Source organism: Gordonia sp. LMA484, assembly GCF_058129505.1.
Genome location: NZ_CM176700.1, coordinates 4753833 through 4777884, shown reverse-complemented (window position 1 = coordinate 4777884; position 24052 = coordinate 4753833). Strand labels below are relative to the sequence as shown.

22 protein-coding genes are annotated in these 24052 nt (G+C 65.8%); 13 read left to right on the top strand and 9 right to left on the bottom strand.

Features of this window, described 5'->3' with window-relative positions:
- Window positions 1-96: 96 nt before the first annotated feature.
- The 3 genes from AC4AMJ_RS21205 to AC4AMJ_RS21195 all read right to left on the bottom strand — a co-directional run bounded on the left by AC4AMJ_RS21205 (window position 97) and on the right by AC4AMJ_RS21195 (window position 3279).
- Window positions 97-1932, bottom strand: coding sequence for an acyl-CoA dehydrogenase (locus AC4AMJ_RS21205; protein WP_489899169.1), 1836 nt, complete (start codon window positions 1930-1932; stop codon window positions 97-99).
- Window positions 1933-2249: 317 nt separating this feature from the next.
- A complete protein-coding gene (locus AC4AMJ_RS21200) occupies window positions 2250-3020 on the bottom strand; it encodes a deoxyribonuclease IV (RefSeq protein ID WP_489914499.1) in 771 nt (256 codons plus the stop codon).
- Window positions 3021-3063: 43 nt separating this feature from the next.
- A complete protein-coding gene (locus AC4AMJ_RS21195) occupies window positions 3064-3279 on the bottom strand; it encodes a hypothetical protein (protein WP_489899171.1) in 216 nt (71 codons plus the stop codon).
- Window positions 3280-3446: 167 nt separating this feature from the next.
- Here AC4AMJ_RS21195 and AC4AMJ_RS21190 point away from each other — a divergent pair, with 167 nt between their 5' ends.
- The 3 genes from AC4AMJ_RS21190 (at window position 3447) to AC4AMJ_RS21180 (ending at window position 5792) form a co-directional block, all read left to right on the top strand.
- On the top strand, window positions 3447-4631 hold the full coding sequence (locus tag AC4AMJ_RS21190) for a phosphatase PAP2 family protein (protein ID WP_489914497.1): 1185 nt from the start codon (window positions 3447-3449) through the stop codon (window positions 4629-4631).
- Between the two features lie 10 nt (window positions 4632-4641).
- Window positions 4642-5055 (top strand): hypothetical protein, encoded by a 414-nt coding sequence (locus tag AC4AMJ_RS21185; RefSeq protein ID WP_489899173.1) that lies wholly within the window; start codon window positions 4642-4644, stop codon window positions 5053-5055.
- Between the two features lie 104 nt (window positions 5056-5159).
- Window positions 5160-5792, top strand: coding sequence for a DUF305 domain-containing protein (locus AC4AMJ_RS21180; RefSeq protein WP_489914495.1), 633 nt, complete (start codon window positions 5160-5162; stop codon window positions 5790-5792).
- A gap of 72 nt (window positions 5793-5864) precedes the next feature.
- Here AC4AMJ_RS21180 and AC4AMJ_RS21175 read toward each other — a convergent pair whose 3' ends face one another.
- On the bottom strand, window positions 5865-6938 hold the full coding sequence (locus tag AC4AMJ_RS21175; protein WP_489914493.1) for a glycoside hydrolase family 183 protein: 1074 nt from the start codon (window positions 6936-6938) through the stop codon (window positions 5865-5867).
- A 50-nt stretch (window positions 6939-6988) separates the two neighbouring features.
- Entirely contained in the window at window positions 6989-7870 is an 882-nt protein-coding gene (locus AC4AMJ_RS21170) for an acyl-CoA thioesterase domain-containing protein (RefSeq protein ID WP_489914491.1), read from the bottom strand.
- Window positions 7871-7936: 66 nt separating this feature from the next.
- Between AC4AMJ_RS21170 and AC4AMJ_RS21165 the strand changes: the two genes are divergently transcribed.
- Complete coding sequence (locus AC4AMJ_RS21165) at window positions 7937-8506, top strand: HdeD family acid-resistance protein (RefSeq protein WP_489899177.1); 570 nt, start codon at window positions 7937-7939, stop codon at window positions 8504-8506.
- A 516-nt stretch (window positions 8507-9022) separates the two neighbouring features.
- Here AC4AMJ_RS21165 and AC4AMJ_RS21160 read toward each other — a convergent pair.
- Together AC4AMJ_RS21160 and AC4AMJ_RS21155 are read right to left on the bottom strand one after the other, a co-directional pair.
- Window positions 9023-9601: a hypothetical protein gene (locus AC4AMJ_RS21160; RefSeq protein ID WP_489914489.1), complete on the bottom strand. Its 579-nt coding sequence runs from the start codon at window positions 9599-9601 to the stop codon at window positions 9023-9025.
- Window positions 9602-9686: 85 nt separating this feature from the next.
- Window positions 9687-10799 (bottom strand): DUF2189 domain-containing protein, encoded by a 1113-nt coding sequence (locus tag AC4AMJ_RS21155; RefSeq protein ID WP_489914487.1) that lies wholly within the window; start codon window positions 10797-10799, stop codon window positions 9687-9689.
- Window positions 10800-10955: 156 nt separating this feature from the next.
- On the opposite strand from AC4AMJ_RS21155, the gene AC4AMJ_RS21150 reads away from it, so the two are divergent.
- A complete protein-coding gene (locus tag AC4AMJ_RS21150; protein WP_489899180.1) occupies window positions 10956-11465 on the top strand; it encodes a DUF5709 domain-containing protein in 510 nt (169 codons plus the stop codon).
- A 27-nt stretch (window positions 11466-11492) separates the two neighbouring features.
- Here AC4AMJ_RS21150 and AC4AMJ_RS21145 read toward each other — a convergent pair whose 3' ends face one another.
- Window positions 11493-12236 (bottom strand): Clp protease N-terminal domain-containing protein, encoded by a 744-nt coding sequence (locus tag AC4AMJ_RS21145; protein WP_489914485.1) that lies wholly within the window; start codon window positions 12234-12236, stop codon window positions 11493-11495.
- 271 nt (window positions 12237-12507) lie between these two features.
- Between AC4AMJ_RS21145 and egtB the strand changes: the two genes are divergently transcribed.
- From egtB to AC4AMJ_RS21130, 3 genes are all read left to right on the top strand, one after another.
- Entirely contained in the window at window positions 12508-13899 is a 1392-nt protein-coding gene (gene egtB, locus AC4AMJ_RS21140; RefSeq protein ID WP_489914483.1) for an ergothioneine biosynthesis protein EgtB, read from the top strand.
- Complete coding sequence (gene egtD, locus AC4AMJ_RS21135; RefSeq protein WP_489899183.1) at window positions 13896-14852, top strand: L-histidine N(alpha)-methyltransferase; 957 nt, start codon at window positions 13896-13898, stop codon at window positions 14850-14852. Before egtB ends, egtD begins: the two co-directional genes overlap by 4 nt.
- Window positions 14853-15030: 178 nt before the next feature.
- Window positions 15031-15411 carry an SHOCT domain-containing protein gene (locus AC4AMJ_RS21130; protein ID WP_489899184.1) on the top strand — a complete coding sequence of 127 codons (381 nt, stop codon included), beginning with the start codon at window positions 15031-15033 and terminating at the stop codon, window positions 15409-15411.
- Window positions 15412-15720: 309 nt separating this feature from the next.
- Here AC4AMJ_RS21130 and AC4AMJ_RS21125 read toward each other — a convergent pair whose 3' ends face one another.
- Complete coding sequence (locus AC4AMJ_RS21125; RefSeq protein WP_489899185.1) at window positions 15721-16503, bottom strand: HAD-IIA family hydrolase; 783 nt, start codon at window positions 16501-16503, stop codon at window positions 15721-15723.
- A 106-nt stretch (window positions 16504-16609) separates the two neighbouring features.
- Between AC4AMJ_RS21125 and AC4AMJ_RS21120 the strand changes: the two genes are divergently transcribed.
- From AC4AMJ_RS21120 to AC4AMJ_RS21100, 5 genes are all read left to right on the top strand, one after another.
- Window positions 16610-17599, top strand: a complete 990-nt coding sequence (locus AC4AMJ_RS21120; RefSeq protein ID WP_489899186.1) for an ABC transporter permease — start codon at window positions 16610-16612, stop codon at window positions 17597-17599.
- 28 nt (window positions 17600-17627) lie between these two features.
- Complete coding sequence (locus AC4AMJ_RS21115) at window positions 17628-18644, top strand: ABC transporter permease (RefSeq protein ID WP_489899187.1); 1017 nt, start codon at window positions 17628-17630, stop codon at window positions 18642-18644.
- Window positions 18641-20773, top strand: a complete 2133-nt coding sequence (locus tag AC4AMJ_RS21110; RefSeq protein ID WP_489914481.1) for a dipeptide ABC transporter ATP-binding protein — start codon at window positions 18641-18643, stop codon at window positions 20771-20773. Before AC4AMJ_RS21115 ends, AC4AMJ_RS21110 begins: the two co-directional genes overlap by 4 nt.
- An 11-nt stretch (window positions 20774-20784) precedes the next feature.
- The gene (locus AC4AMJ_RS21105; protein ID WP_489918481.1) at window positions 20785-22440 is read left to right on the top strand and encodes an ABC transporter family substrate-binding protein; all 1656 of its coding nucleotides are present in this window, start codon (window positions 20785-20787) and stop codon (window positions 22438-22440) included.
- Window positions 22441-22649: 209 nt separating this feature from the next.
- The gene (locus tag AC4AMJ_RS21100) at window positions 22650-23513 is read left to right on the top strand and encodes an endonuclease domain-containing protein (RefSeq protein WP_489914479.1); all 864 of its coding nucleotides are present in this window, start codon (window positions 22650-22652) and stop codon (window positions 23511-23513) included.
- Window positions 23514-24052: the final 539 nt, after the last annotated feature.

Here is a 24052-nt window from a genome sequence, read left to right as displayed (position 1 = left end):
CCCGGGTATCAGTTCCCTCTCCACGAGCTTGTGGAGAGTCTGGCGATACCCGGGGGAAGAGCAGAGTGTGACTCGGTGAGGCGTCAGGCGCGGCCGTCAGAACACCGCTTCGTCGACCTCCATGACGTCGGCATCGATGTTCTCCACGGTGCCGCGGACGGCGGTCAGCAACGGCAGGTTGGTCTTCGCGAAGAAGCTGGCCACGGCGACCTTGCCCTCGTAGAAGGCCTTGTCGTCATCGGAGACACCGGAATCGAGAGCGGCGAGCGCCACCTCGGCCTGACGCAGCAGCAGCCAGCCGATGAGCAGGTCGCCGACCGCGAGCAGGAAACGAACCGACCCGAGGCCGACCTTGTACAGATCCTTCGGGTTCTCCTGCGCGTTCATCAGGAACCCGGTCAGGGTGGCCGTCATGTTCTGCACGTCATCCATCGCGGTCTTGAGCAGCGCGCGCTCCGACTTCAGTCGACCGTTGCCGCCCTCGGAGTCCAGGAACTTCTGGATCTCGCCGGCGACGTGCGCGAAGGCCTGCCCCTTGTCGCGGATGATCTTGCGGAAGAAGAAGTCCTGCGCCTGGATGGCCGTGGTGCCCTCGTAGAGCGAGTCGATCTTGGAGTCACGGATGTACTGCTCGATCGGGTAGTCCTGCAGGAAGCCCGAGCCGCCCAGGGTCTGCAGCGATTCATGGGAGAGGACGCTGTAGGCCCGCTCGGAACCGACGCCCTTCACGATCGGCAACAGCAGGTCGTTGACCTTGTGGGCCAACTCCGCGTCGGCACCCGAGACGATCTGTGCGGCAACGGCATCCTGATGCGATGCGGTGTAGAGGTAGATCGCTCGCAGACCCTCGGCGTAGGCCTTCTGGGTCATCAGCGAGCGACGCACATCCGGGTGGTGGGTGATGGTGACGCGCGGCGCTGCCTTGTCGGTCATCTGGGTCATGTCGGCGCCCTGCACCCGCTCCTTGGCGTAGTCCAGTGCGTTGAGGTAACCGGTCGACAGGGTCGAGATCGCCTTGGTGCCCACCATCATTCGGGCGTGCTCGATGACGTCGAACATCTGCGCGATGCCGTCGTGCACCTCGCCGACGAGCCAGCCGACCGCCGGGGTGCCGTGCTGGCCGAAGCTCAGCTCACAGGTGGCCGACGACTTGATGCCCATCTTGTGCTCGACGTTGGTGACGAAAACGCCGTTGCGCTCGCCCAATTCGCCGGTCTCGTGATCGAAGTGGAACTTCGGCACGAAGAACAGCGACAGGCCCTTGGTGCCCGGCTTCGCGCCCTCGGGGCGCGCCAGCACCAGGTGGAAGATGTTCTCGGTCATGTCCTGATCGGCCGACGTGATGAAGCGCTTCACGCCGTCGATGTGCCAGGTGCCGTCTTCCTGCTTGACTGCCTTGGTGCGGGCGGCACCGACGTCGGAACCGGCGTCGGGCTCGGTGAGCACCATCGTTGCGCCCCAGCCGCGCTCGGAGCAGATGGCGGCCCACTTCTTCTGCTCGTCGGTGCCGTTGTCGAAGAAGATGTTGGCGAAACCGGAACCGGCGGCGTACATGAACACCGGCGGATTGGCGCCCAGGATCATCTCGCCGATGGCCCAGTAGAGCGAACGGGGTGCGGGCAGGCCGCCGAGCGCCTCGTCGACACCGATCTTGTCCCAGCCGCCCTCGACGAGCGCGTTGTAGGACTTGGTGAAGGCCTCCGGGACGGTGACGCTGTGGGTCTCCGGGTCGAACACCGGCGGGTTGCGGTCGGCCTCGGCGAACGACTCCGCGATGGGTCCCTCGGCCAGTGCCTTCACCTCGCGGAGCATGTCGACGGCGGTCTCGTGGTCGAGGTCGCCGAAGTCCCCTTCTTCGAGAACCTTGTCGAGGTTGTACATCTCGAACAGGTTGAAGTGCAGGTCACGCATGTTGCTCTTGTAATGGCCCATGAAAGTTCCTTGTCTGACGCTGGGTGGGCTACGAGTCTTGGCACGAGGGTAAGTTACTCGCCGGTAACAACAGAATACCGCGAACGTTGCAACAGGGCAATTGCACGAAGTGTGATCTCGAATCGAGCCTGAAAACCGCCCGTGTGAGAGGCGCTGTCGGCGATACGCCGACGTCACCCGCGGTGCGGGTGGGTTTCAGGGGCGGGTTTCAGACCGGCGGGGTTCAGACCGGCGGGGTCAGACCGGCGGGTGAGTTCAGGGGTGGGTTTCAGGCCGGCAGGGTTCAGACCGGCAGGGTTCAGACCGGGGTGCGTCTTCTACAGCGCGTCGCGCAGATACGACAGATCCGCCGGGATTCCCTCGGCCGGGGTCTCCAGGATGACCGGCGCATCCGCGGCGGCGGCGACAGCGACGAGCACGTCCGGGTCGATGTGGCCATCGGCCAGGTTGGCGTGCCGATCGCGTCCGGAGTCGAACTCGTCGCGAGAGTTGTTGAGGTGGATCAGGTCGATGCGGCCCGTGATGCCCTTGACGCGTTCGACCAGGCCGACGAGATCCTCCCCACCGGCCCACGCATGGCAGGTGTCCAGGCAGAAGCCTGCCTGCTCGAAGTCGCCGACCGATTCCCACAGCCGGTCGATCGCCTCCAGAGTGCGGGCCATCGCGTGGTCTCCGCCCGCGGTGTTCTCGATCAGGATCGGGACGCCGAAGCCGCCCTTGTCGACCTGGCGGTCGAAGAGTTTGCGCCAGTTGGCGAATCCCTCTTTCGCGTCCTCGCCGTCGCGCAGATGCCCACCGTGCACGACCAGACCGAACGCGCCGAGTTCGGCGGCAGCGGTGGCCTGTTGCTCGACCGCCTTGCGCGAGGGCATCCGTAGACGGTTGTTCAGGCTCGCGACGTTGATCTGATAGCTCGAGTGCACGACGACGTCGATCTCGGAGTCGCGGATCGCTGCCGCGTCGGGCCGCGCCACCGGCTTCTTCCAGCCCTGGGGGTCGGTGACGAACATCTGGAACACGTCGATGCCGAGTTCGCTCGCGGTGGCCAGGGGATCGGTGTCCTCACGCAGATGTGCTCCGATGCGCATGGCTCAACGATAGTGGCCGACGGTGCGTGCGATGTCCGCGGTGTCAGTCGTCGACGCCAGGCACCGTCTCGATGGTGATCGGGACACCGGTCGCGATGAGCAGCCGGCATGGGGCCTCGCTGCCGTGATAGAGCTGCAGCCACTCATGACCGCGGCTGCCCTCGGAGTACACCGAGTCGAGAGCGCGGTTGAGACGGGCCTCCGCCTCCTTGGTGATGATGTAGCGCTGGTCGCCGTATCGCAGGTAACGGTCGGGCACGGAAGTCCTCCCCACGGATGTGATACCGGTCACCATCCTAGGGGAAATCCTGAAGTCGCCTGCAGTTGTACGGCGGTTTACCGGTTCGCCAACGTCCGGTGATCACTAGGCTTACGCAAAGTGACGTGCAGGGTGCCCCGCCGGGGCGTGGGTGGGCAGGAATCACGGTGAGCATTGACGACGCGGTTGACGTCCCGACCGGGGACGAACCTGCGCGCTCCCGGTCCGCCGGAGGCGGCGTCGAACCGCTGATCGACGACGTCGGCGCCGCGGCGGCGAACGAACTGCCCGACAATCCCCGCGACTACACCTGGGTTCGGCGAGGGGCGATCGCGGCCTGGCTGCTGTTCATGCTCGTCGAGATCTTCACCGAGGGACTCGCGTTCGACCGCACTCGTCTGATCATCTTTTTGTGCCTGGGCATGCTCGCGGCCACGATCGGGCGTCGGCGGGCGCTGACCGTCATCATCGACTGGCTCCCGTTCGCGTTGATCCTGCTGTTCTACGACTGGACGCGTGACGTCGCACGGATCGTCGACATGCCGACCCAATGGCACCTCGCGCCGGACGTCGATCATCTGATGTTCGGCGTCAACCCGACGGTCTGGCTGCAGGAACACATCAAGGAGCCCTCCCCGCCCTGGTGGGAGGTCATCACCAGCGTCATCTACATGTCGTACTTCATCATCCCGTACGCCGCCGCGGCCGTGCTGTGGCTTCGGGACCGGGCCGCGTGGCGACGTTACGCCGCGTGCTTCGTCGCGACGACGTTCCTGGCGCTGGTCGGCTACACCCTGGTGCCGGCCGCGCCGCCGTGGGCCGCGGCACGGTGCACCGCCGAGCAGGTCGTCGATCATCCGCGCGAGCCGGCCTGCATGGCCAACGAAATCGCGCCGGGTGGCGGCATCCTCGGTGAGGTCACTCCGACCAACCCGGACGCCGCACCGTATGTCGAGCGGATCTCCGCACGTGGGTGGAACTTCCTCAACATCCACGCGGCCTCCACGCTCGTCGAGGTCGGTCAGGGCAAGGCCAACCTCGTCGCCGCGATCCCGTCGTTGCACGCGGGCCTGACCATGCTGCTCGCCTTGTTCATGTGGCCGCGGGTCAAGGCACTCGGCCGAACCCTGTTCCTGGGATACGCCGTCGCCATGGCGTTCACGCTCGTCTACACCGCCGAGCACTACGTCTTCGACATCCTGCTCGGGTGGGCGCTGGCGGCCTTCGTGATCTTCGTCGCGCACATCGTCGACAAGAAGTGGCTGATTCCGCGTCAGGAGCGGCGCAAACAGCTCGACGACCCCGATGACGCCCCCGATCCGGCGCGGTCCGATTCGCCCGTCTCCGGGTAGGCTCGCGGCCGTGCGGACCGTGCGAGCGCGCCGACCGAGTCGGGGGACACTGCGCCGTGGCCTGCTCGTGTGCGTGGCCTTCGCGATCGTGCTCATGCACTCGGTGATCGCCCACGGGATGACCGAACGTCACCACAGTGCGGGCGCCGAGCACGTATCGATGGCCGTGATGGACTCGGCGCGCGACACGATCGACGGTCCGTCGATGCATTCGTCGGGTGACTGTGACCTGCACGAGCATCCGTGTGTGTTCCTACGAGCCGACGACCCCGTCGTCATCGCACTCGCCGTACTGGTTCTCGCCTGGGGATTTCCCATCCCGCCGCTGTTGCGGTCGATCCGCGCGCGATTGATCAACCGCTCCGGGCGCCCGCCTCCGTGGGCGATGCCGACACATCTCCAACTGCAGGTGATCCGCTGCTGACTCGGCGCCGGCCGGACGTCTGATCCGGTCCGCCGTTCTATCCACTCGGCCCGGGAGTCTCGGGTGTGAGTGGATCCTTCACTTCTGCAAAGGATCACCATCAAATGAAACGACAGATTCTCGCATGCTCGGTCGCCATCGTCACCACCGTGGCGGTCGCGGCCTGCTCGACGCCCGACGACCCCTCGGCGTCGTCCACACCTCCGGCGGTCACGACGACCTCTGTGTCGATGGACAGCGCGACGGCACAGCCGGGTACGCACAACGATGCCGACATCGCCTTCAACCAGAACATGATCCCGCATCACATGCAGGCACTCATGATGTCCGAGCTGGTTGCGGCCCGAACCACCACGCCGGCCGTCCGTGATCTGGCCGCCCGGATCTCTGCCGCGCAGAAACCGGAGATCGACGAGATGACGGCCCGACTCGACGACTGGGGTGTCACCGCGACTGACGGTCACATGGCCGGGGGCCACATGTCCGGTACGGACCCCGACCACGACATGTCGGGCATGATGACCCCCGCGGAAATGACCGCGTTGAGCGGCGCGCGCGGAGCAGAGTTCGATCGGTTGTGGCTCGAGGGGATGATCCGTCACCACCAGGGCGCGGTGGAGATGGCCGACGAGGAACTCGCGTCGGGCATCGACGGGCCCTCGCGCGAACTCGCGGAGCGGATCAAGGCCGCCCAGCAGGCCGAGATCGACGAGATGAACCAGATCATGCGCCGCTGAGCCGCCGAAAGCGGAGGCCCGACACGCAGACGAACGCGTGTCGGGCCTCTTCAGATCCGGGTCATGGCCACATCAGGGCTGACGCAGCGGCACCCGCATCAGGTAGACCTGATAGCCCGCCGAGATCGAATAGGTGAAATAGAGGCTGCTGCCCCGCGACCACGGGTGGATGAACGGCGCATAGCCGGAGTACGGATCGTTGGCCGGCACCACGTTCTCACCTGACGACCACGGTCCCCAGGGGTTGTCGGCGGTACGCAGGACGACCCCGGTGTCGTTCTGGCCGAGCGAGATGTACTTGCCGAGGTAGTCGTTCCATGCGACCGACAGTTCGCCGGTCGGCGCCGACATCACCGGCGTGGCCGAATCGGGATTGTTGCGCACCCAGTGACCCCACGAGAAGTACTCGTACTTGCCGAGGTGCTCGATGTCCTTCGCGTTGACGCGGGCGAGGTACACCGCGCCCCAGCGGCCATCCGGTGTGCCGTAGGTGTAGATGGTGTCGCCGACCTTGAGGTAGGCCGACATCTGGAACTTGTGGTTGCCGCCGCCGTTCGGCCGGAAGGCATTGACCGCGTGCCAACTGCCGCCGTTGTCGTTCGAGACGACCAGCCCGGACCAATTCGTATACCAGATGCCCGGCGATCCCCAGTGCTTGACGGACATGACGTTCATGTACTGCTTGCCGTTGGCCGCGATACCCGCGGTCGGGATGATGGTGATCTCCTTGCGCAGGTCCGGCTTGAGGAGACGCTTGGCGTGCCCCGGCGGACCGGCGTGGCCGGTGAACGACATGCCGTCGGCGAGATTGCGGTCGGTGCTGCGCAGCAGGACATTCGAACGCCAGTACCAGAGCTGGCCGTAGAGCAGCGACCACCCGTTGAAGGTCTGGGTGTCGCCGAACGCGGCCATGATCTCGCCGTGACCGTTGTCCCAGAGGACCCCCAGGTCGGTCCCGACGATGTTGTACCGGCCGAAGGTGTCGTTGATCGATCCGGGACCCGTGAGTCGAGCAACGATCCGACCGTTGGCCGCGGCCACCGGCGCGCCCTCCGCCGAGGGCGCCGCCGCCAGACCCGCGGTGAGGGTCGTGGCGAGTGCCGAGATCGCTAGGGCCGTCCTCCATCGTCCTGTGCGCCGCGTCATGCGCGTGACCTTATCAAGACCTGAGAGAGATGGAGGTGTGACGTCGGCGATCAGGCCTCACTGTAGCGGTCGCCGGTGTTGACGGCGGTGAAATCGATGGCGGCGGCGGCATTGTTGACGCCGGTGACGATACCCACCCCGAATTGTCCGTCGACGTCGTACAGGTTGGCGGTGCTCGTGGAGATGCCGTCGACCTCGACGTGGCTGGCCGCCTCGACACCGATCCGAGGCCCCACCGGCAGGCGCGAGAGCGCGACGGTCAGATCGCAGTTGATGAATGCGATACCTTCGCTACCCCAATTGCACACCAGACTGGTCGATTCCCCGCTGATCACCGACCGTTCGAACGGGGTGGGGCGTTCACCGGTCACGGTGGAAACCGCCCGTGTCCACAGCCATTTGCGGCCGGCATCTTGATGCGATCCCATGTCCTGGCTCCAGGTGATCTCGCCGTTCGCCGCGGCGGCGCCGTACCAGGGAAACGGGTCGTCGTCGTCGGTCTCGGGCGGTCGGAACCGGATCATCTCCGGCGACCGCACCCAGCGCTCGCCGGGTGGGTTGCTGGTCTCCTTGACGAACACCGTGGTGCTGCGCGCGACGAGGACCTCGGCGCCTTCGGAGAACTGGACGACATCGACCTCGACCACCTTGATCCGGCCGCCGTCGCGCACGAGCCGTCCACGTGTGGTGGTCGGGACATCACGGGCGACCTTGAACAGGTCGATGGTGTAGCGCGCCGGACGGAAACCGGGGATCGTGAAGTCCCGCTCCGCCGTCCGGGCGGCGATCGCACAGACGGCCGGGCCGTGCAGCGTGCCGGGCGCCCAGAGGCTCGCCGCATAGCGAGTCGGTGTGTACAAGTCGTCGCCGGCCGGTGCACCAAGGGAATCCGTGGCCTCCGAATCGTGCGAGAAGAATGCGATCGGCGACACGAATTTCCCTTCTGTTCGACAAGAGAATGTGGTGTCGAACCGTTCGACACGTACTAATCTTCGTCCATGACAATTGCAGATTACGCAAGACAGATTCCGAACGAGCTGGTGGCCGCGGTCCGGATGTCGATGATCGTGACCTCCATCGTCGGAATCGTTCTGGGCATCATCGCCCTCGTCTGGCCCACTGCGACACTGCTGGTCATCGGAGTCCTGTTCGGCATCTCTCTGATCGTCGCCGGATTGTTCCGGCTCTACGAGGCTTTTGCGTCGTCATTGTTGTCCGGCGGCTGGCGCTTCGCACTCGGACTCATCGGTGCCCTGATCCTGGCCGCGGGAATCATCGCGCTGTTCAATCCTGAAGAGTCCGTGGTCTTTCTCGCGATCTTCATCGGAATCGGCTGGATCTTCCAGGGCGTCGCCGATCTCTCACGTGCGGTCTCCGGATCGTTGCACACACCGAGGTGGCTGCTCCTTCTGTCCGGCGTCGTCTCCATCATCGCCGGCATCGTGATGATGGTGATTCCCGGACTCGCCCTGGCGACGTTCCTGATCATCGCCGCGATCATGCTGATCATCATCAGTGTCGTGACGCTGCTGACGTTGCCCAAGAAGGTCGACGAAACCTTCGTCTGAGGCCTCGGCCCGGTCCCTGAGTTGGGGACTGAGCCTGCGAGGATGCTTTCCACTCGCTCCCTGAGGAGCCTGCGAGCGTGCGTGTCATCCTCCGCTCCCCGAGGAGCCCTGGCTACGAACGAGAACACTCCGCCCGCTCCCTGAGGAGCCTCGCGAGGAACGAGAACACTCCGCGGAGGGTGACGCGCAAGCTCGGAGGGCTCAGGGAGCGGAGGGTGACGCGCAAGCTCGGAGGGCTCAGGGAGCGGAGGGTGACGCGCAAGCTCGGAGGCTCCTCAGGGAGCGGAGGGTGACGCGCAAGCTCGGAGGGCTCAGGGAGCGGAGGGTGACGCGCAAGCTCGGAGGCTCCTCAGGGAGCGGAGGGTGACGCGCAAGCTCGGAGGGCTCAGGGCGCAGATGGAGTGGGGGAGGGGTCTCGTTTCGAGCCTCGACCCGATGGCGTGAAGTTCGTTCCGTCGCCAAGATTCGTCGGTTGAGGACCTACGGGGTCGCGACCGTGCCCCTCGCTGACTCTGGTCAGGTCAGATCGAGTCCGTCGATGGTCACCGACGCCTGCGCGGTCTGCATGTTCGCGGGCAGTCGTTCGATCAGCTGATTGAGCGCGACGAGGACGTCATGGCTGTGCGTCAGCCGGGCGTTGTCGATCAGGGCCGCATCGGATCCCATCATCGTGACGGGGTCCACCTCGGTGCGATGGGCGACGGCGGCACCGAGCAGCCGGCGCGCCTGGACCGGGTCGTCGTCCCATAGTGCGTCAGCGGTCATCAGGTACAGCCGCACTGCCGGCGGATAGTCGTGTAGATGAACCAGTGCCCACGCCCAGTGCTTGGCGACGTCGACGGTGTCGGACTGTGACCGTCCGTGGGTGCGAACGTATTTGCCGTGCAGCTCCCGGCACAGCGGGGTCGAGTCGGCCCACAGCTGCAGATGCGACATGCACCGAACGCAGTCGTGCAGATTCGACAGGTACATGGCGGAATACGGTCCCTCGCGGCGTGATCGGATCTCACGCAGAACCGAGAATTCGGCGAGCGCATGCGAATACTCGCCGGCCGACAACAGTGCTTCGGCCTCGTCTTGCATCTCGGAGAGCATGTCTCAATTGTCGCGGAGACGGGCGTGTCGCGGGTGGTTTCCTGTAGAAAACCACCCGCGACACGTGGGTCGGTATCGGTACCGGTCAGTACTGCTGGTTCGGCGGATACGGCGGCGGTGCCATCGGTGCGGCCGCACCCACCGGCGCGATCTGCCCGCCGGTCAGGAAACGGTACGCGTAGGTGCTGCCGATGATCACGATCGGGACGGTGACCAACAGGCCGACGCCGCACAGCAACGCCCCCAGGATCAACAACCCGACATTGGCGAGGGCGAGCAGCAGGAGCTGGCCTGCGTTCTTGCTGACCAGCGAGAAGCTCGACTTGATCGCCTCGATCGGATCGGCGTCCCGATCGACCACGAACGTCATCGAGTACCACGCGAAGAACGCGAAGACGATGGCGCCGATGATGATCAGGATGAGCCCGAGAATGGTGCCGATGGCGACCAGGAACGCGGTGAGGATGATGGCGCCGTAGTTGGTGAGGTTGAAGAACGCGCCGTATTGCGGCTTCTGGCCCGAGACCTCATCCAGGGCACCGCGGACATAGACCGCCTGGAAAATCCAGCCGACAACGGTTCCGATGATCCCGATGATCGCGCCGAGGTACCAGGCGTCGCCGTTGTCGAACGCGCGGCCGATGGCGTTGATGACCCCGGTGACCACGAATCCGGTCAGCAAGATCAGGATCCACGACAGTGCGTTGTCCTTGAACCGGTTCCATCCGTAGCTGATGGCGTCGCCCACCGAGAACTGTGCGGCCGTCTGTGCCCCGTAGCCACCCGCACCGTAAGGGTCGGGAGCGCCGTAACCGGTTGGGGGAGGGCCGTACCCGCCCTGGGGAGGTCCGTAGCCGCCGCCGCCCTGGGGTGGCGGATAGCCACCGGGAGGTGCACCGTAGCCACCTGACGGCGGCGGGGGATAGGCACCTCCCGACGGCGGGCCGGCGGGCGGCGGATACGACGGCGGTGGTCCCGACGGGGGTGGGTAGGACCCGGGCGGTGGGGTCGACGGCGGCGGGTACGAGCCTCCCGGCGGCGGGTAGTTCCCCGGTGGCGGCGGGGTGGAACCGGGTGGCGGATACGACGGTGGCTGGCTGCCACCGGTCGCTGGGTCCGGGGTCTGCCCGGGCGAGGCGCCGGCGCCGTCGTCGGGGTCGGGCGTGCCGGAATTGCGTGGATCGGGCGGAGTTGTCATGGCACGGAGGATACGGAACACGGCCCGAGGTCAACAGTGTTTCGAGCGCCGCGTCGCGTCAAGAGATGACGAATTGTGCCCAGAGTCCGCCGTTGGGGCGCTTCGGGTCCGGCGATCACCTGGTTTCGGTCAGTTCGGGCTGGCATCGTGGGAGTCGTGAGTGACATCGGCAGCACCCCCGAAGGTTCCGACGGCGAATACAGCCTCGACGACGACGACCAGCTCCAGCCGGAGGACACGCTCGACGATCGCGGCGTCGAAGACGTCCTCGACGAGGGATATTCGCCGCCCGATCACCGGCCCAGCGGAGCGCGCCACGGACTGACGGCGCAGGAGCAACGTGAGCGCGAGACACTCGACGAGCGGCTCGCCGAGGAAGAAGCCGACGTGGGCGCGACCGACCCGCTCGATGACATCGAAAGGGATTGGCGCTCACATGAATCCGACCACGACGACGACTATGACGAGGCCGATCAGGCGGGCAACGGCAGAGCCGGCCGTCTGATCGCGCCCGACGAGGGCAGTGGGATCGACGAGGAGTCGGACGCGGTGGCCGTCGACGCGGGAATCGACGGCGCGGGTGCCTCGGCGGAGGAGGCTGCCGTGCACTACATCGACGTCGACCAGGTCGAGGAGTCCGAGGACGCCGACGGCGAGCGGGACTGAGCACGAGGAAAACCCGCGCGGATGGGGTCAGTGCTTCAGCTGCGTCAGGGTCTCGGTGATGTGGGAGCGCGACGCGTCGGCGTCGGCCCCGAGTGACTGCAGGATCGCCGACATGGTGGCGTCGGTGAACAGCGCGAGCAGCAGATGCTCGGTACCGACGAAATTGTGACCCATCTGCACCGCCGTCGTCACCGTGGCCTCGAGGATCGCCCGAGCCCGATCGTCGTAGGGGACAACGGTCTTGTCGGACGTGTCGTCGCCCGCGGATTGCCCGGGTCGATCGGTGGTGCACGCCTGCACAAGGGCGGAGAGTTCGATTCCCTGGGCGCGCAATGCGAGGTCGGCGACGGATTCGGGGGCCACCGACAGCCCGCGGGCGAGGTGTTCCGGTGTGACGAACTCGCTGGATTCGGCGACAGCGAGGTTGTGTGCCTCGACGATCACGTTGCGGGCACGAGGTGTGAACCGGGCGAACGGGTTCGCTTCCTGGTCGAGTGACCTGTCGGGATTCGTGGCCGGCGTACGCGGGACGAATCGCTTCTGCGCGGCCTGCTTGCTGACGCCCATGCTCGCGCCGATGTCGGTCCACGACGCTCCGGCACGACGGGCTTGATCGACGAAGTGGCCGATGAGGTGATCGGCGACCTCACCCAGGTGCTCGGCCGCGACGACCGCGTCGGAGAGTTGCTCGAGCGGATCGTCGTGGACGGAACGGATGCCGGCGATGAGGTCGTCGAGGCGGACCTGCTTCAGGATCTTCGGTTGGGTCATGCGTCAACCATAAGTTGACGATCTAGGTGCGTCAACCAGTGGTTGACGGATGGGCGTGGCGCGTGTCGACGGCGCACGGATTCGGTGCGATCAAAAATGTCATAGGCGTGTGATTGCATGGTGGGCGCTGCCCGATGTATCCGCTCAACCTGCCCCGATGGGCGTCGGCGAATGAGTTCGTTGACAGCCGTCGTGAGGCTGGTAACGATGGATGCCAGGGTTGCCCGTCCGTCCGGTCCAGCGCCGGTTCGCACCGAAACGGGAGGTACCGGTGAGCATCACCAATCGCACTGCGTCGAGCGAGGTCACGTCGTCGCACGCCCGCAGGTTTCTCGACGTGAGAGCCTTGACCGACACCCTGGCCGCGAATCTGTCCGCCGAGGATCAGACGCCGCAGTCCATGACCGACGCGAGTCCGGCGAAGTGGCATCGGGCCCATGTCACCTGGTTCTTCGAGGAGTTCATCCTGCGCGGTGATCCGAACTACGTGGTCTACGACGACACCTACCGCTACCTGTTCAACAGCTATTACGAGGCGGTGGGTGCCCGGCATCCACGGCCCGAACGTGGTTTGGTGACCCGTCCGGGCGTCGCCGACATCGGGCACTACCGCGAGTACGTGGACAGCGCGATGGTCGACATGCTCGAGCGCGGCGCGCTCGACGATGACGCACTCGCGCTCGTGGAACTCGGCTGCAATCATGAACAACAGCATCAGGAACTGCTCCTGATGGACATCAAGCACCTGTTCTCGACGCACGCTTTCGATCCCGTCTACGTCGATCGGGAGATCGACGAAACCGGGGCGCGAGAGCCGATGACCTGGCGATCGATGGCCGGTGGGATCACGGAGATCGGCGCCGGGAGCGTAGCGAGCGGGCCGGGTGTGATCGGCGCCGGGAGCGTAGCGAGCGGGCCGGGTGTGATCGGCGCCGGGAGCGTAGCGAGCGGGCCGGGTGTGATCGGCGCCGGGAGCGTAGCGAGCGGGCCGAGTGTGATCGGCGCCGGGAGTGGGTTTTCCTACGACAACGAGGGTCCGCGTCACCGGGTCTTCCTGGAGGACTTCGAGATCGCCGAACGTGCGGTCACCAACGCGGAATGGCTCGAGTTCATCGCCGACGGTGGTTACCGGCGTCCGGAGCTCTGGCTCTCCGACGGTTGGGCGCAGATCACCCAAACAGGTTGGCAGGCACCGGGTTACTGGAAGTTCACGGACGGTGAGTGGACGACGTTCACGCTGTCGGGACGGCGCCGGCTGGTCCTCGACGAGCCGGTCGTGCATGTCTCGTTTTATGAGGCCGACGCATATGCCCGATGGGCAGGCGCCCGGCTCCCCACCGAATTCGAATGGGAGGCCGCGGCGGTGACCGGAGGGTCGACGCGCGGACAGCTACTCGACCCGGCGCGCTGCCATCCGGGTCGGGCCGGTGAGACGATGATCGGCGACGTCTGGGAATGGACGTCCAGCGCGTATCTGCCGTACCCGGGCTTCGTTCCCGCCAACGGTGCAGTCGGTGAATACAACGGCAAGTTCATGTCTGATCAGCACGTCCTGCGAGGTGCCAGCGCAGTCACGCCGCCCGGGCACGAGCGCGAGACGTATCGCAACTTCTTTCCCGCGCAGGCCCGCTGGGCCTTCTCCGGTCTGCGGTTGGCGCGATGACCCTCGGCATCGAGAATCCGCTCGCAGCGGATGCCGCATCCGGATTGTGGTCCAATCCGCCGACGCTGCCGACGAAATGGCTGTACGACGAGCGCGGCAGTCGGCTCTTCGACGAGATCACCCGGCTCCCGGAGTACTACCCGACCCGACGGGAGACCGAGATCCTGCACGCCCGTGCCGGAGATATCGCCGCGGCCACGGATGCTGCGACGATGGTCGAATTCGGCTCCGGGACCTCGACCAAGACCCGACTCCTGTTGCAGGCGTTTGCCGATCGTGCCGCCGCCGGCGGTCGGTCGTTCACCTATGTCCCACTCGACGTGAGCGTCGAGATCCTGGAATCGTCGGCGGACGAATTGGCCACGGATTACCCGGGGATCGAGGTCGCGCCCGCGGTCGCCGATTTCACGGCCGACGAACTGACGTTGCCACCGTCTGCGGGCCCGAGGATCGCGGTGTTCCTCGGCGGTACGATCGGCAACTTCGACGACACCCAGCGTGCGGCATTCTTGAGTCGACTCTCGAAGGCGCTCGATCCCGGGGATTACTTCCTGCTCGGCGCAGATCTTGTCAAGGACACCGGACGTCTGGTAGCGGCCTACAACGACAAGGCCGGGGTGACCGCGGATTTCAACCGCAACATGATCGAGGTGCTGCGTACCGGCCTCGACGCCCACGGGCTCTACGTCGACGACTTCGACCACATCGCTCGATGGAATCCCGCTCGCCACCGGATCGAGATGTGGTTGCGGGTGCGCCGCGACATCGACGTCTACTTCGAGAAGCTCGAGCGGAGGTGGCGATTGCCCCGTGGCGCCGAGGTTCTCACCGAGATCAGCACCAAGTTCGACCAGGCCGATCTCGCCGGCGACCTCTCGGCGGCGGGCCTGACCGTCGAGCAGACGTGGACCGACGGGGCGGGTGATTTCCTGCTGTCCCTCAGCCGCCGCTGAGAAGTCCACGCGCACGAGCCGTTAGCCAGGCGAAGATGTCGACATCGTTCGCGCAGAAGCGGATCATCTCGAAAGCAAATACCGGTCAATGCGCGCTGTGGTAGTGGCGATGTGAGAAGCTATGGAACGCACCGACGACGGGCGTCGGACCTCGACCTCTTAGGTAAGGAGTGTCCCCATGTGGGATTCGTTCTGGGACTTCATCTGGTACACGATCGTCATCTTCGCGTTCGTCGCCTACCTCATCGTTCTCTGGCACATCATCATCGATCTGTTCCGTGACAAGACCTCCGGCTGGATCAAGGCCGTCTGGATTGTCTTCCTGATCCTCATCCCGTATCTCACGGCCCTGGTCTACCTGCTCGTCAAGGGCCGCGGAATGGCTGACCGCCAGGCAGAAGCGGTCCAGGAGGCCAAGGCGGCGACCGACAGCTATATCCAGTCGGTGGCAACGCCGAAGAGCCCGGCCGAGCAGATCTCCGACGCCAAGCAGCTGCTCGACTCCGGCGCCATCACCCAGCAGGAGTTCGATGCGCTGAAGGCCAAGGCGCTGAGCTAGGTTTCGTTTCGGCGGATTCCGTTCGCGCGGGCAGCGGAACTCCCCTTTCGCGCCGAGAGCGGAACTCCCTTTCGCGCGCAGAGCGGAGTTCCCTTTCGCGCGCAGAGCGGAGTTCCCTTTCGCGCGCAGAGCGGAGTTCCCTTTCGCGCCGAGAGAACCCGGAATTTCACCGACAGCACCCTCTCCCCTGGTGGAGAGGGTGCTGTTTGGTTGTTGGGAGGGTGCTGTCGAAGAAATTCCGGGTTCTCTCGGCCGCCGTGCTGGGCGCGGTGGCGCGCTTGGGTGCGGTGGCGACCGTGCGGGTCGGAGCTAGCCCGTGAAGGGGTCGGTGGTGTGGCCGACCAGGTCGGCCACCGACGCGATCACCTTGGTGGGGCGGTAGGGGAACAGCTCCACCGATTCCGATGTGGAGATGCCGGACAGGACGAGGATGGTTTCCAGTCCCGCTTCCATTCCGGAGATGACGTCGGTGTCCATCCGGTCGCCGATCATCAGGGTGTGCTCCGAATGCACCCCGATCTGCCGGAGCGCCGACCGCATCATCAGCGGATTGGGTTTTCCGACGTAATACGGTTCGCGACCGGTGGCCCGGGTGATGAGCGCCGCGACCGCACCCGTCGCCGGCAACGACCCACCTGCCGACGGCCCGGTAGCGTCCGGGTTCGTCGCGATGAAGCGCGCCCCGAGTTCGACGAGTCGGATCGCAGTCGTTATCGCCTCGAACGAATAGGTCCGCGTCTCGCCGAGGACCACATAGTCCGGCGCCGAGTCGGTGATCACGTAGCCGATCTCGTGCAGGGCTGTCGTCAGTCCCGACTCGCCGACGACGTAGGCGGATCCGCCAGGTCGTTGGGAGTCCAGGAAACGGGCGGTGGCCAGCGCCGACGTCCAGATCGCCTCTTCCGGGATGTCGAGTCCGGTGCGCAGCAGACGTGCCCGGAGATCGCGCGGAGTTCGGATCGAGTTGTTGGTCAACACGATGAACGGGATCTCGTTCTCCCGGAGTTCGGTGAGGAACGCGTCGGCGCCGGGGATCAGGTGTTCCTCCCGAACCAGCACACCGTCCATGTCCATCAAGTAGTTCCACGCCATGCCCCGAATTATCGCCGGGTTGATCGATCCGCGCGTGGAACCCGGCGGATCGAGGGCTTCGCTGACACAATGATGCGACGTTCCAAGCTCGAGTCAGAGGTCGTAGGTGATCGGTTACCTGTGCAAACGCATCGCTGCGTGGGCAGTCTTGGTGTTCCTCGCCACGAATCTGACCTTTTTCCTTGCCTCCTGGTTACTCGACCCGCGGTCCAACTACGCCCAGCGCAAACCGCCGCTGCCGCCCGCGGTCGTCGATGCCACCCTTGACGGTTACAACCTCAACGACAAGACCATGATCCTGCAGCGCTGGTGGACGTGGATCGACGGCGTTGTGATGCATTGGGATTGGGGCGCGACACCCGTCGGGACAAGCGTCAACGCCCAAATCGGGTTCCGGCTCGTGGCGTCGGTGCAGTTACTGGCGGGCGCCACGGTGATCTCCACTCTCATCGGTATCGGGCTCGGCGTGTACACGGCGTTGCGGCAGTACCGGCTCTCCGACCGCGCCTGGCAGTTCGCCTCGATCGTGATGATCAACGTGCCGGTGGCGGTCGCAGGTCTGGCAGTGGTTCTGATCGGCATCACCATCAACCAGCAGGTCGGGCACACCGTGTTCCTGGTGTCGGGCTCGTCGAGCGTAGATGTTCACGGCTTCTTCCCTGTCCTGGTCGACCGAATTCAGCACCTCATCCTGCCCACGATCACGCTGGTGGTGGTGTCCTACGCGGGCCTGCACATGTTGCAACGCACGTTGCTGCTCGACACCATTAACGCCGACTACGTCCGTACCGCCCGTGCCAAAGGGATCACCCGCGGGGTTGCGGTACGACGACACGCCCTGCGCACCGCGATCATCCCGGTCGCTGTCGGCGTGGCCTTCGCGATCCCGGCCGTGTTCACCGGCGCGGTGATCACCGAGACGATCTTCGGGTGGGAAGGCATGGGCCGCTACTTCGTCACCTCGATCAACACCAACGACGTACACGGCGTGGTCGCAGTCGCGGCGTTCGGTGCATTGGCGACGGCGGTCGGCGCGATCCTCGCCGATATTGCGGTCGTCTACCTCGATCCGCGGGTCCGGGTGAGGAACGCATGATGGCCGGGCGACCGAGAAGGAGGCCGACGTGGTGATGCTACCGCCGGAGCCCAACCGCCCCGCGTGGCCGGCGAATCGGAACCAGCCCGAACCGACCGCGAACACTCCGTTGGTCGGCGAGACCGGTGGCCTGATCGCCGACGGTGTCGGCCCCACCCAGGAGAGCATCGAGGTGCCGGTCGCCCGCCGACGTCGCGGCCGGATGCGACTGATCGCCACCCGATTCGCACGCAATCGAACGGCGCTCGGGGGCCTTGCCGTGTTCGTGCTGCTGGTGCTCTTCGCGCTGTTCGGAGGCTTGCTGACGCAGTACAGCTATTCCGACGTCGATTTCGCCGCCCTCGGCGTCCCGCCGTCGCCGGAGCACTGGTTCGGCACCAACGATGCCGGTAACGACCTCTACGCACAGGTGGTGCACGGGCTGCAACGGTCGCTGGTCATCGCGTTGACGGTGTCGTTGGCCACCACCGCGATCGCCGCTTTCGTCGGTGCCACCGCCGCCTACTTCGGCGGGTGGGTGCAGAACGCGGTGCTCGCCCTGCTGTATCTGCTGCTGGTGGTGCCGACCTTTCTGATCCTGGCGCTCATTTCCAGCCGCACCGGAGGAGACTGGCGCTGGCTCATCGTGGTGCTGACGGTGTTCGGATGGATGATGCTGGCCCGGGTGATCCATTCGATGGCACAGTCCATCCGGGAGAACGACTATGTCCGCGCTGCGCGGTATCTCGGTGAGCCGCCGCTGGTGATCATCGCCCGGCACATCGTGCCGAACCTGGCCTCCTTGCTGGTGATCAATTTCGCGCTCGGGGTGGTGGCCACCGTGCTCGCCGAGACCGGACTATCCTTTCTCGGGTTCGGCGTCGCCATCCCCGACGTCTCGTTGGGTTCGTTGCTCCAGGAGGGCACGGCCACGCTGACCTCATCGCCGTGGCTCTTCTACTTCCCCGCCGGCACCCTGGTGCTGCTCACCGTGTCGATGGCGTTGATCGCCGACGGATTGCGTGACGCGCTGGACCCGACGTCGACGGCGGGAGGGCACGCGTGAATCACGTCGAACCCGTTCTCTCGGTTCGCGACCTCGACGTCGAGTTCGGCAGTGAGGCGGGACGCGTGCACGCGGTCCGGGGCGTTTCGTTCGACCTCGCGCCGGGGTCGGCGACCGCCATCGTCGGCGAATCCGGCAGCGGGAAGTCGGTGACCGCACTCGGTGTCCTCGGACTGCTGCCGGATACCGCACGGATGTCGGGGTCGGTGCGACTTGGAGGTCGCGAACTGATCGGTCTCGATGACAAGGAGATGTCGGCGGTGCGCGGCACCGAGATCGCGATGATCTTCCAGGACCCACTCTCGTCGCTCACCCCGGTCTTCACCGTCGGCGATCAGATCGTCGAAGCGCTTCTCGCACATCAGGACATCCCGAAAAGGCAGGCTTCCGAGCGGGCTGCTGAACTACTCGAACTGGTGGGCATCCCCGACCCGTCTCGACGGGCGCGGGCATACCCCCACGAGCTGTCCGGTGGGATGCGGCAGCGGGTGATGATCGCGATGGCCATCGCCAACGACCCGGCCGTCATCATCGCCGACGAACCGACGACGGCTCTCGACGTCACCATCCAGGCCCAGATCCTCGAGGTGCTCGGGCGGGCCCGGCGGGAAACCGGTGCGGCCCTGCTGCTCATCACCCACGACCTCGGCATGGTCGCCGGTACCGCCGACGACGTGGTGGTGATGTACGCCGGTCGGGCCGTCGAGAAGGCCGGTGTCGAGGCCCTGTACGCAACTCCGCGGATGCCGTACACGATCGGACTCCTCGGCGCGGTGCCCCGGGTCGACCGTCGCACCGACGCGTTGACCCCGATTCCCGGTGTGCCGCCACTGCTCATCGCTCTTCCCGATGCCTGTCCGTTCGCACCGCGATGTCCGATCGCCATCGACGACTGCCAGGAACGCGAGCCGACACTCGACACTGTCGCCGACGGTCATTCGGCGGCGTGCCTGCGCTCCGCCGAGATCGATGACGACCGGACCATCGACGGTTCCCCGGTCTTCCCGCCAGTCGTCCCCGTCGCACCCCGTATGCCCGAGCAGGTCTCCAGCGTCGGCGCCGAGCCGTCCCGAGATGCTTCCCCGGAGTCGAGGCGCGCGGTGTTGCAGGTGCGCGACCTGCACAAGGAGTTCCCGCTGACCAGTGGACTGCTCCGCCGCCGAGTGGGGACCGTGCGCGCCGTCACCGGAGTCTCCTTCGACATCCACGCCGGTGAGACGCTGGCGATCGTCGGGGAGTCGGGCAGCGGAAAGTCGACGACGCTGCGCGAACTCATGGACTTCACCCAACCCGAGGGTGTGGTCCGAGTCGACGGCACCGACCCCGCGACCATGCGCCGCAGAGCCGCTCGCGTCCTACGCCGCCGCATGTCCATGGTGTTCCAGGACCCGGCAAGTGCCCTCGACCCGCGGTTCACCGCCTTCGACGTCATCGCCGAACCGCTACGTGCACTGGGGATGTCACGGTCGGAGGTCGCAGAACGGGTCGCCGAACTCATGCGGCGCGTCGGACTGGAGCCGGCGCACGCCGACCGGTATCCGACGGCGTTCTCCGGGGGCCAACGACAGCGCATCGCGATCGCGCGTGCATTGGTCACCAACCCGGCGTTGGTGATCCTGGACGAGCCGCTGTCGTCGCTCGACGTCTCGGTGCAGGCCGACATCGTCAATCTCATCCGACGCCTTCAACAGGAGTCCGGGATCGCGTATCTGCTGGTGGCCCACGACCTCTCGGTGGTGCGGCACATCGCCCATCGTGTCGCGGTGATGTATCTGGGTGGCTTCGTGGAGGTCGGTGATACCGAGCAGATCTTCGATGCGCCCGCCCATCCGTACACCCGATCCCTCCTGTCCGCTGTACCGATACCCGACCCCGTACTGGAACGCGATCGGCGGCCGATCGTGTTGACCGGCGAACAACCCTCGCCGACGGCGGAGTATGCCGGATGCACATTCGCCGGACGATGTCCGCTCTATGCCGAGATCGACGAGAACAGTCGGGGTCGTTGCCGGACAGAGGTTCCCCTACTGCGCCTCGTGGGCGGTGAGGGCGCCGACCTCGCCTCGCATCAGGCGGCCTGTCACCATGTCGAGAAGAGCCTTTCGGAGATTCAGGAGGTATCACGGTGAAACGTCACGGTATGGCCCCGGCGGTCGTCGCAGTGGTGATCGCGGCGATGGTCGCGCTGATCGCGGGCTGCGGTTCGAGCGACAGCGGCTCGGACACCGCCCCGAAAACCTCCGGTGCGGAGCTCAACGAGCAACCGCGAGAGAACATCCGCGACGGTGGTACGCTGACCACATCGCTGCCGGAGGTATCGCCGCAGTGGAACACCTTCCACGCCGACGGGACGGCTTACACACTCGGGCTGTGGCGTTGGTACAACCCGACTCTCGCGTATTTCGCGCCCGACGGCACGTACTCGTTCAACCGTGACTACCTCACCGACGTGCAGACGAAGCTGGAGAACGGAAAGACGGTCGTCACCTACACCATCAATCCGAAGGCGTTCTACAACGATGGCACCCCCATCGACTATCGCGCCTTCGTCAACACCTGGGTCGCCTCGCGCGGCGCCGATCCGTCCTACGTGGTGAGTTCGTCGGACGGCTACGACCAGATCGAATCGGTGACCCGAGGCGCCGACGACCGGCAGGCCATCGTCCGGTTCAAGGGTGTGTGGGCTTGGCCCAACGGGCTTTTCAACTATCTGCTGCACCCCAAGGTGGCCACTGCGGACCAGTTCAACAAGGCCTACATCCAGCAGCCGCACCCGGAATGGGGGGCCGGCCCGTACACGGTGAAGTCCTACGATTCGCAGAAGGGCGTGGTGATCTTCGAGCGCAATCCGAAGTGGTGGGGTAACCCCGGCAAGCTCGATCAGCGCATCTTCCGACAGCTCGAAGACCAGGCGTCCATCAATGCCTTCCGCAACGGCGAACTCGACGCCATCGGGGTGTCCACGAAGGAGAACCTGGCCCAGGTCAAGACCATGCAGGGTGTCGACATCCGCTCGTCGGCCTCGACCGGGGTGTCGCTGATGGTGGTCAATCTCGATGCGCCGCTGCTGGGTTCGTCCGCTATGCGCGAGGCCGTCCTGGCCGGTGTCGACCGCGAGACCCTGGCCAAGGTGCGGTTCAACGGACTCGACTACAGCGAGGAACTGCCCGGTTCGCTGTCGCTGTTCCCGTTCGAACCCGGGTATGAGGACAACCTGGAAGGCGTTGTCGGCTTCGACCCGGACAAGGCCGCGTCGCTGCTGGACTCCGAGGGCTGGAAGCCGGGATCCGACGGCATCCGGATGAAGGACGGCAAGCGCCTCACCCTGTCGATGCCCGTCACCGGAGATTCGCCGACCATACAGAATCTCGCGCGGTCGTTGCAGGCCATGATGAAATCGATCGGCGTCGACCTCGCGGTCCAGTCGCGTAGCAGCGCGGAGTTCTCGAAAGTCGTGGTGAACAAGGAGTTCGACGTCTTCCTGATGGGCTTCACCTCGTCTGATCCGTACGGAATGGCCTACCTGTGCCAGATCTGGTGCGAGGGTTCGCAGCTGAACAAGGCGGGTGCGGGCTCGCCGGAGCTCGACGCCAAGATCCACGACGTCGCGCAGATCCCGGACCCGACCGAACAGATCAAGGCCGGCAACACGGTGGAGCGGGAGGCGTTCGGACAGTTCTCGGATCTGCCGCTGTTCAACGGTCCGTCGATGCTCGCGGTCAAGGAGAAGCTCGCCAACTACGGTGCGGGCCAGTTCTACATCGGCCCGATCGAGGACATCGGCTGGCAGAAGTAGCGGCTCCGCTCCTACCTCCTCCCGAAAACCACCCGTCAGCGGGCGAGTGCCGGCGATATGCCGACAGTCTGCGGCTGCTGGGTGGTTCTCAGGTGATGAGACGGCCGGGTGGGTGCCGCGTCTGTCCACAGTCCGCGATTTCTCCGCAGAATTCCGGTCCGCCAGGCGTGCTCTCCGGAGTGTGTGCGATTCGCGTCGAGACTGTGCCCATGACTTACGGGGAACTCGTCGAACGTTTCGGTGGGGTGATGTCGACCAGACAGTTGATCGGATCGGGCGAGACCGCCGCGACGATCCGAGCCGCTACAGTTGACGGCGTACTCGAACATCTGCGTCACGGCTGGTACGCGGCCAAGGATGCCGACCCGCCGGTTGTTGCCGCGGTGCGTGACCAGTGCGTCGTCTCGTGTGTGGATGCACTTGCCAGGCATGGACTGTGGGTTCCGGAAGGGGTGGGCGGTCCGCACAAACGGGTCACCCGTCATGAGCGTCGGCGGTCCAACGATCGGTGTCGTCGGTACGGTCGTCCCACACCGGTCGTCGGGGCCATCGACGATGTGGCGACGGCCATCCAATACAGCGCCCGATGTCTGGACGAGGAGGGATTCGTCATCGTGTGCGATTCGGCTCTGCAGAACGGGAAGCTTACGCCCGATGAGCTCCGCACTGCGTTCGCGCACGCACCGAACCGCATTCGGCGGGCCGTGGCCAAATGTGATCGGCGCTCGGGCTCAGGGACCGAAACCGCCGTACGGCTTCGGTCACGCGCCGCGGGCATGCGTGTCGAGGTGCAACACGAGGTGCCGGGTGTCGGATTCGTAGATCTGCTGATCGGCGACCGGATCGCGCTCGAACTCGATAGCAGGGCATATCACACGGGCGAGGTGAACTACGAGTCCGACCGGGTCCGGGACGCCGAGTTGGTCGCCCGAAGCTATGTGCCCCTGCATTTCACCTACGCGCAGGTGTTCCACACCTGGCCGCAAACGTACGCCCGGCTGCAGCGAATCGTCCGTGACGAGCGACATCGAGGGCGTGGCCGGCGGACGAACCCGAGGCTTCGGGCTGTGTGAAGTCCGGCCGAACCTGAATCCGCGCGGGAGCGGGCCCACCGAAATCCGCCCTGGAGCGGGCCCGTCCCGCTGGAAACCGCCCTGGAGCGGGCCCGTCCCGCTGGAAACCGCCCGGGAGCGGGCCCGTCCCGCTGGAAACCGCCCGGGAGCGGGTCGATGTCGGCGATTGGCCGACAGGCGTCCGCTGTTGGGTGGTTTTCGGTTGCGCGTGGGCGGGCGGGCCGCGCTGGCCTCTGAGTCGGCCACTGCCCGTCCCGCTGGAAACCGCCCGGGAGCGGGTCGATGTCGGCGATTGGCCGACAGGCGTCCGCTGTTGGGTGGTTTTCGGTCGCGCGCGGGCGGGCGGGCCGGCCGGGCTGGCCTCTGCGTCGGCCACTGCCCGTCCCGCTGGAAACCGTCCCGGGAGCGGGCCCGTCCTGCTGGAATCCGCCCGGGAGCGGGTCGATGTCGGCGATTGGCCGACAGGCGTCCGCTGTGGGGTGGTTTTCGGTTGCGGGGCGGGGCCGAGCGGGGCGTGGCGCGAGCGTGGCGCGAGCGGG

What these genes read in the sequence shown, in the direction of transcription:
- AC4AMJ_RS21205 (WP_489899169.1), bottom strand. Translation starts at nt 1,932, where the DNA reads ATGGGCCATTACAAGAGCAACATGCGTGACCTGCACTTCAACCTGTTC.
- AC4AMJ_RS21200 (WP_489914499.1), bottom strand. Translation starts at nt 3,020, where the DNA reads ATGCGCATCGGAGCACATCTGCGTGAGGACACCGATCCCCTGGCCACC.
- AC4AMJ_RS21180 (WP_489914495.1), top strand. Translation starts at nt 5,160, where the DNA reads ATGAAACGACAGATTCTCGCATGCTCGGTCGCCATCGTCACCACCGTG.
- AC4AMJ_RS21175 (WP_489914493.1), bottom strand. Translation starts at nt 6,938, where the DNA reads ATGACGCGGCGCACAGGACGATGGAGGACGGCCCTAGCGATCTCGGCA.
- AC4AMJ_RS21165 (WP_489899177.1), top strand. Translation starts at nt 7,937, where the DNA reads ATGACAATTGCAGATTACGCAAGACAGATTCCGAACGAGCTGGTGGCC.
- AC4AMJ_RS21160 (WP_489914489.1), bottom strand. Translation starts at nt 9,601, where the DNA reads ATGCTCTCCGAGATGCAAGACGAGGCCGAAGCACTGTTGTCGGCCGGC.
- AC4AMJ_RS21155 (WP_489914487.1), bottom strand. Translation starts at nt 10,799, where the DNA reads ATGACAACTCCGCCCGATCCACGCAATTCCGGCACGCCCGACCCCGAC.
- AC4AMJ_RS21145 (WP_489914485.1), bottom strand. Translation starts at nt 12,236, where the DNA reads ATGACCCAACCGAAGATCCTGAAGCAGGTCCGCCTCGACGACCTCATC.
- egtD (WP_489899183.1), top strand. Translation starts at nt 13,896, where the DNA reads ATGACCCTCGGCATCGAGAATCCGCTCGCAGCGGATGCCGCATCCGGA.
- AC4AMJ_RS21130 (WP_489899184.1), top strand. Translation starts at nt 15,031, where the DNA reads ATGTGGGATTCGTTCTGGGACTTCATCTGGTACACGATCGTCATCTTC.
- AC4AMJ_RS21125 (WP_489899185.1), bottom strand. Translation starts at nt 16,503, where the DNA reads ATGGCGTGGAACTACTTGATGGACATGGACGGTGTGCTGGTTCGGGAG.
- AC4AMJ_RS21105 (WP_489918481.1), top strand. Translation starts at nt 20,785, where the DNA reads ATGGCCCCGGCGGTCGTCGCAGTGGTGATCGCGGCGATGGTCGCGCTG.
- AC4AMJ_RS21100 (WP_489914479.1), top strand. Translation starts at nt 22,650, where the DNA reads ATGACTTACGGGGAACTCGTCGAACGTTTCGGTGGGGTGATGTCGACC.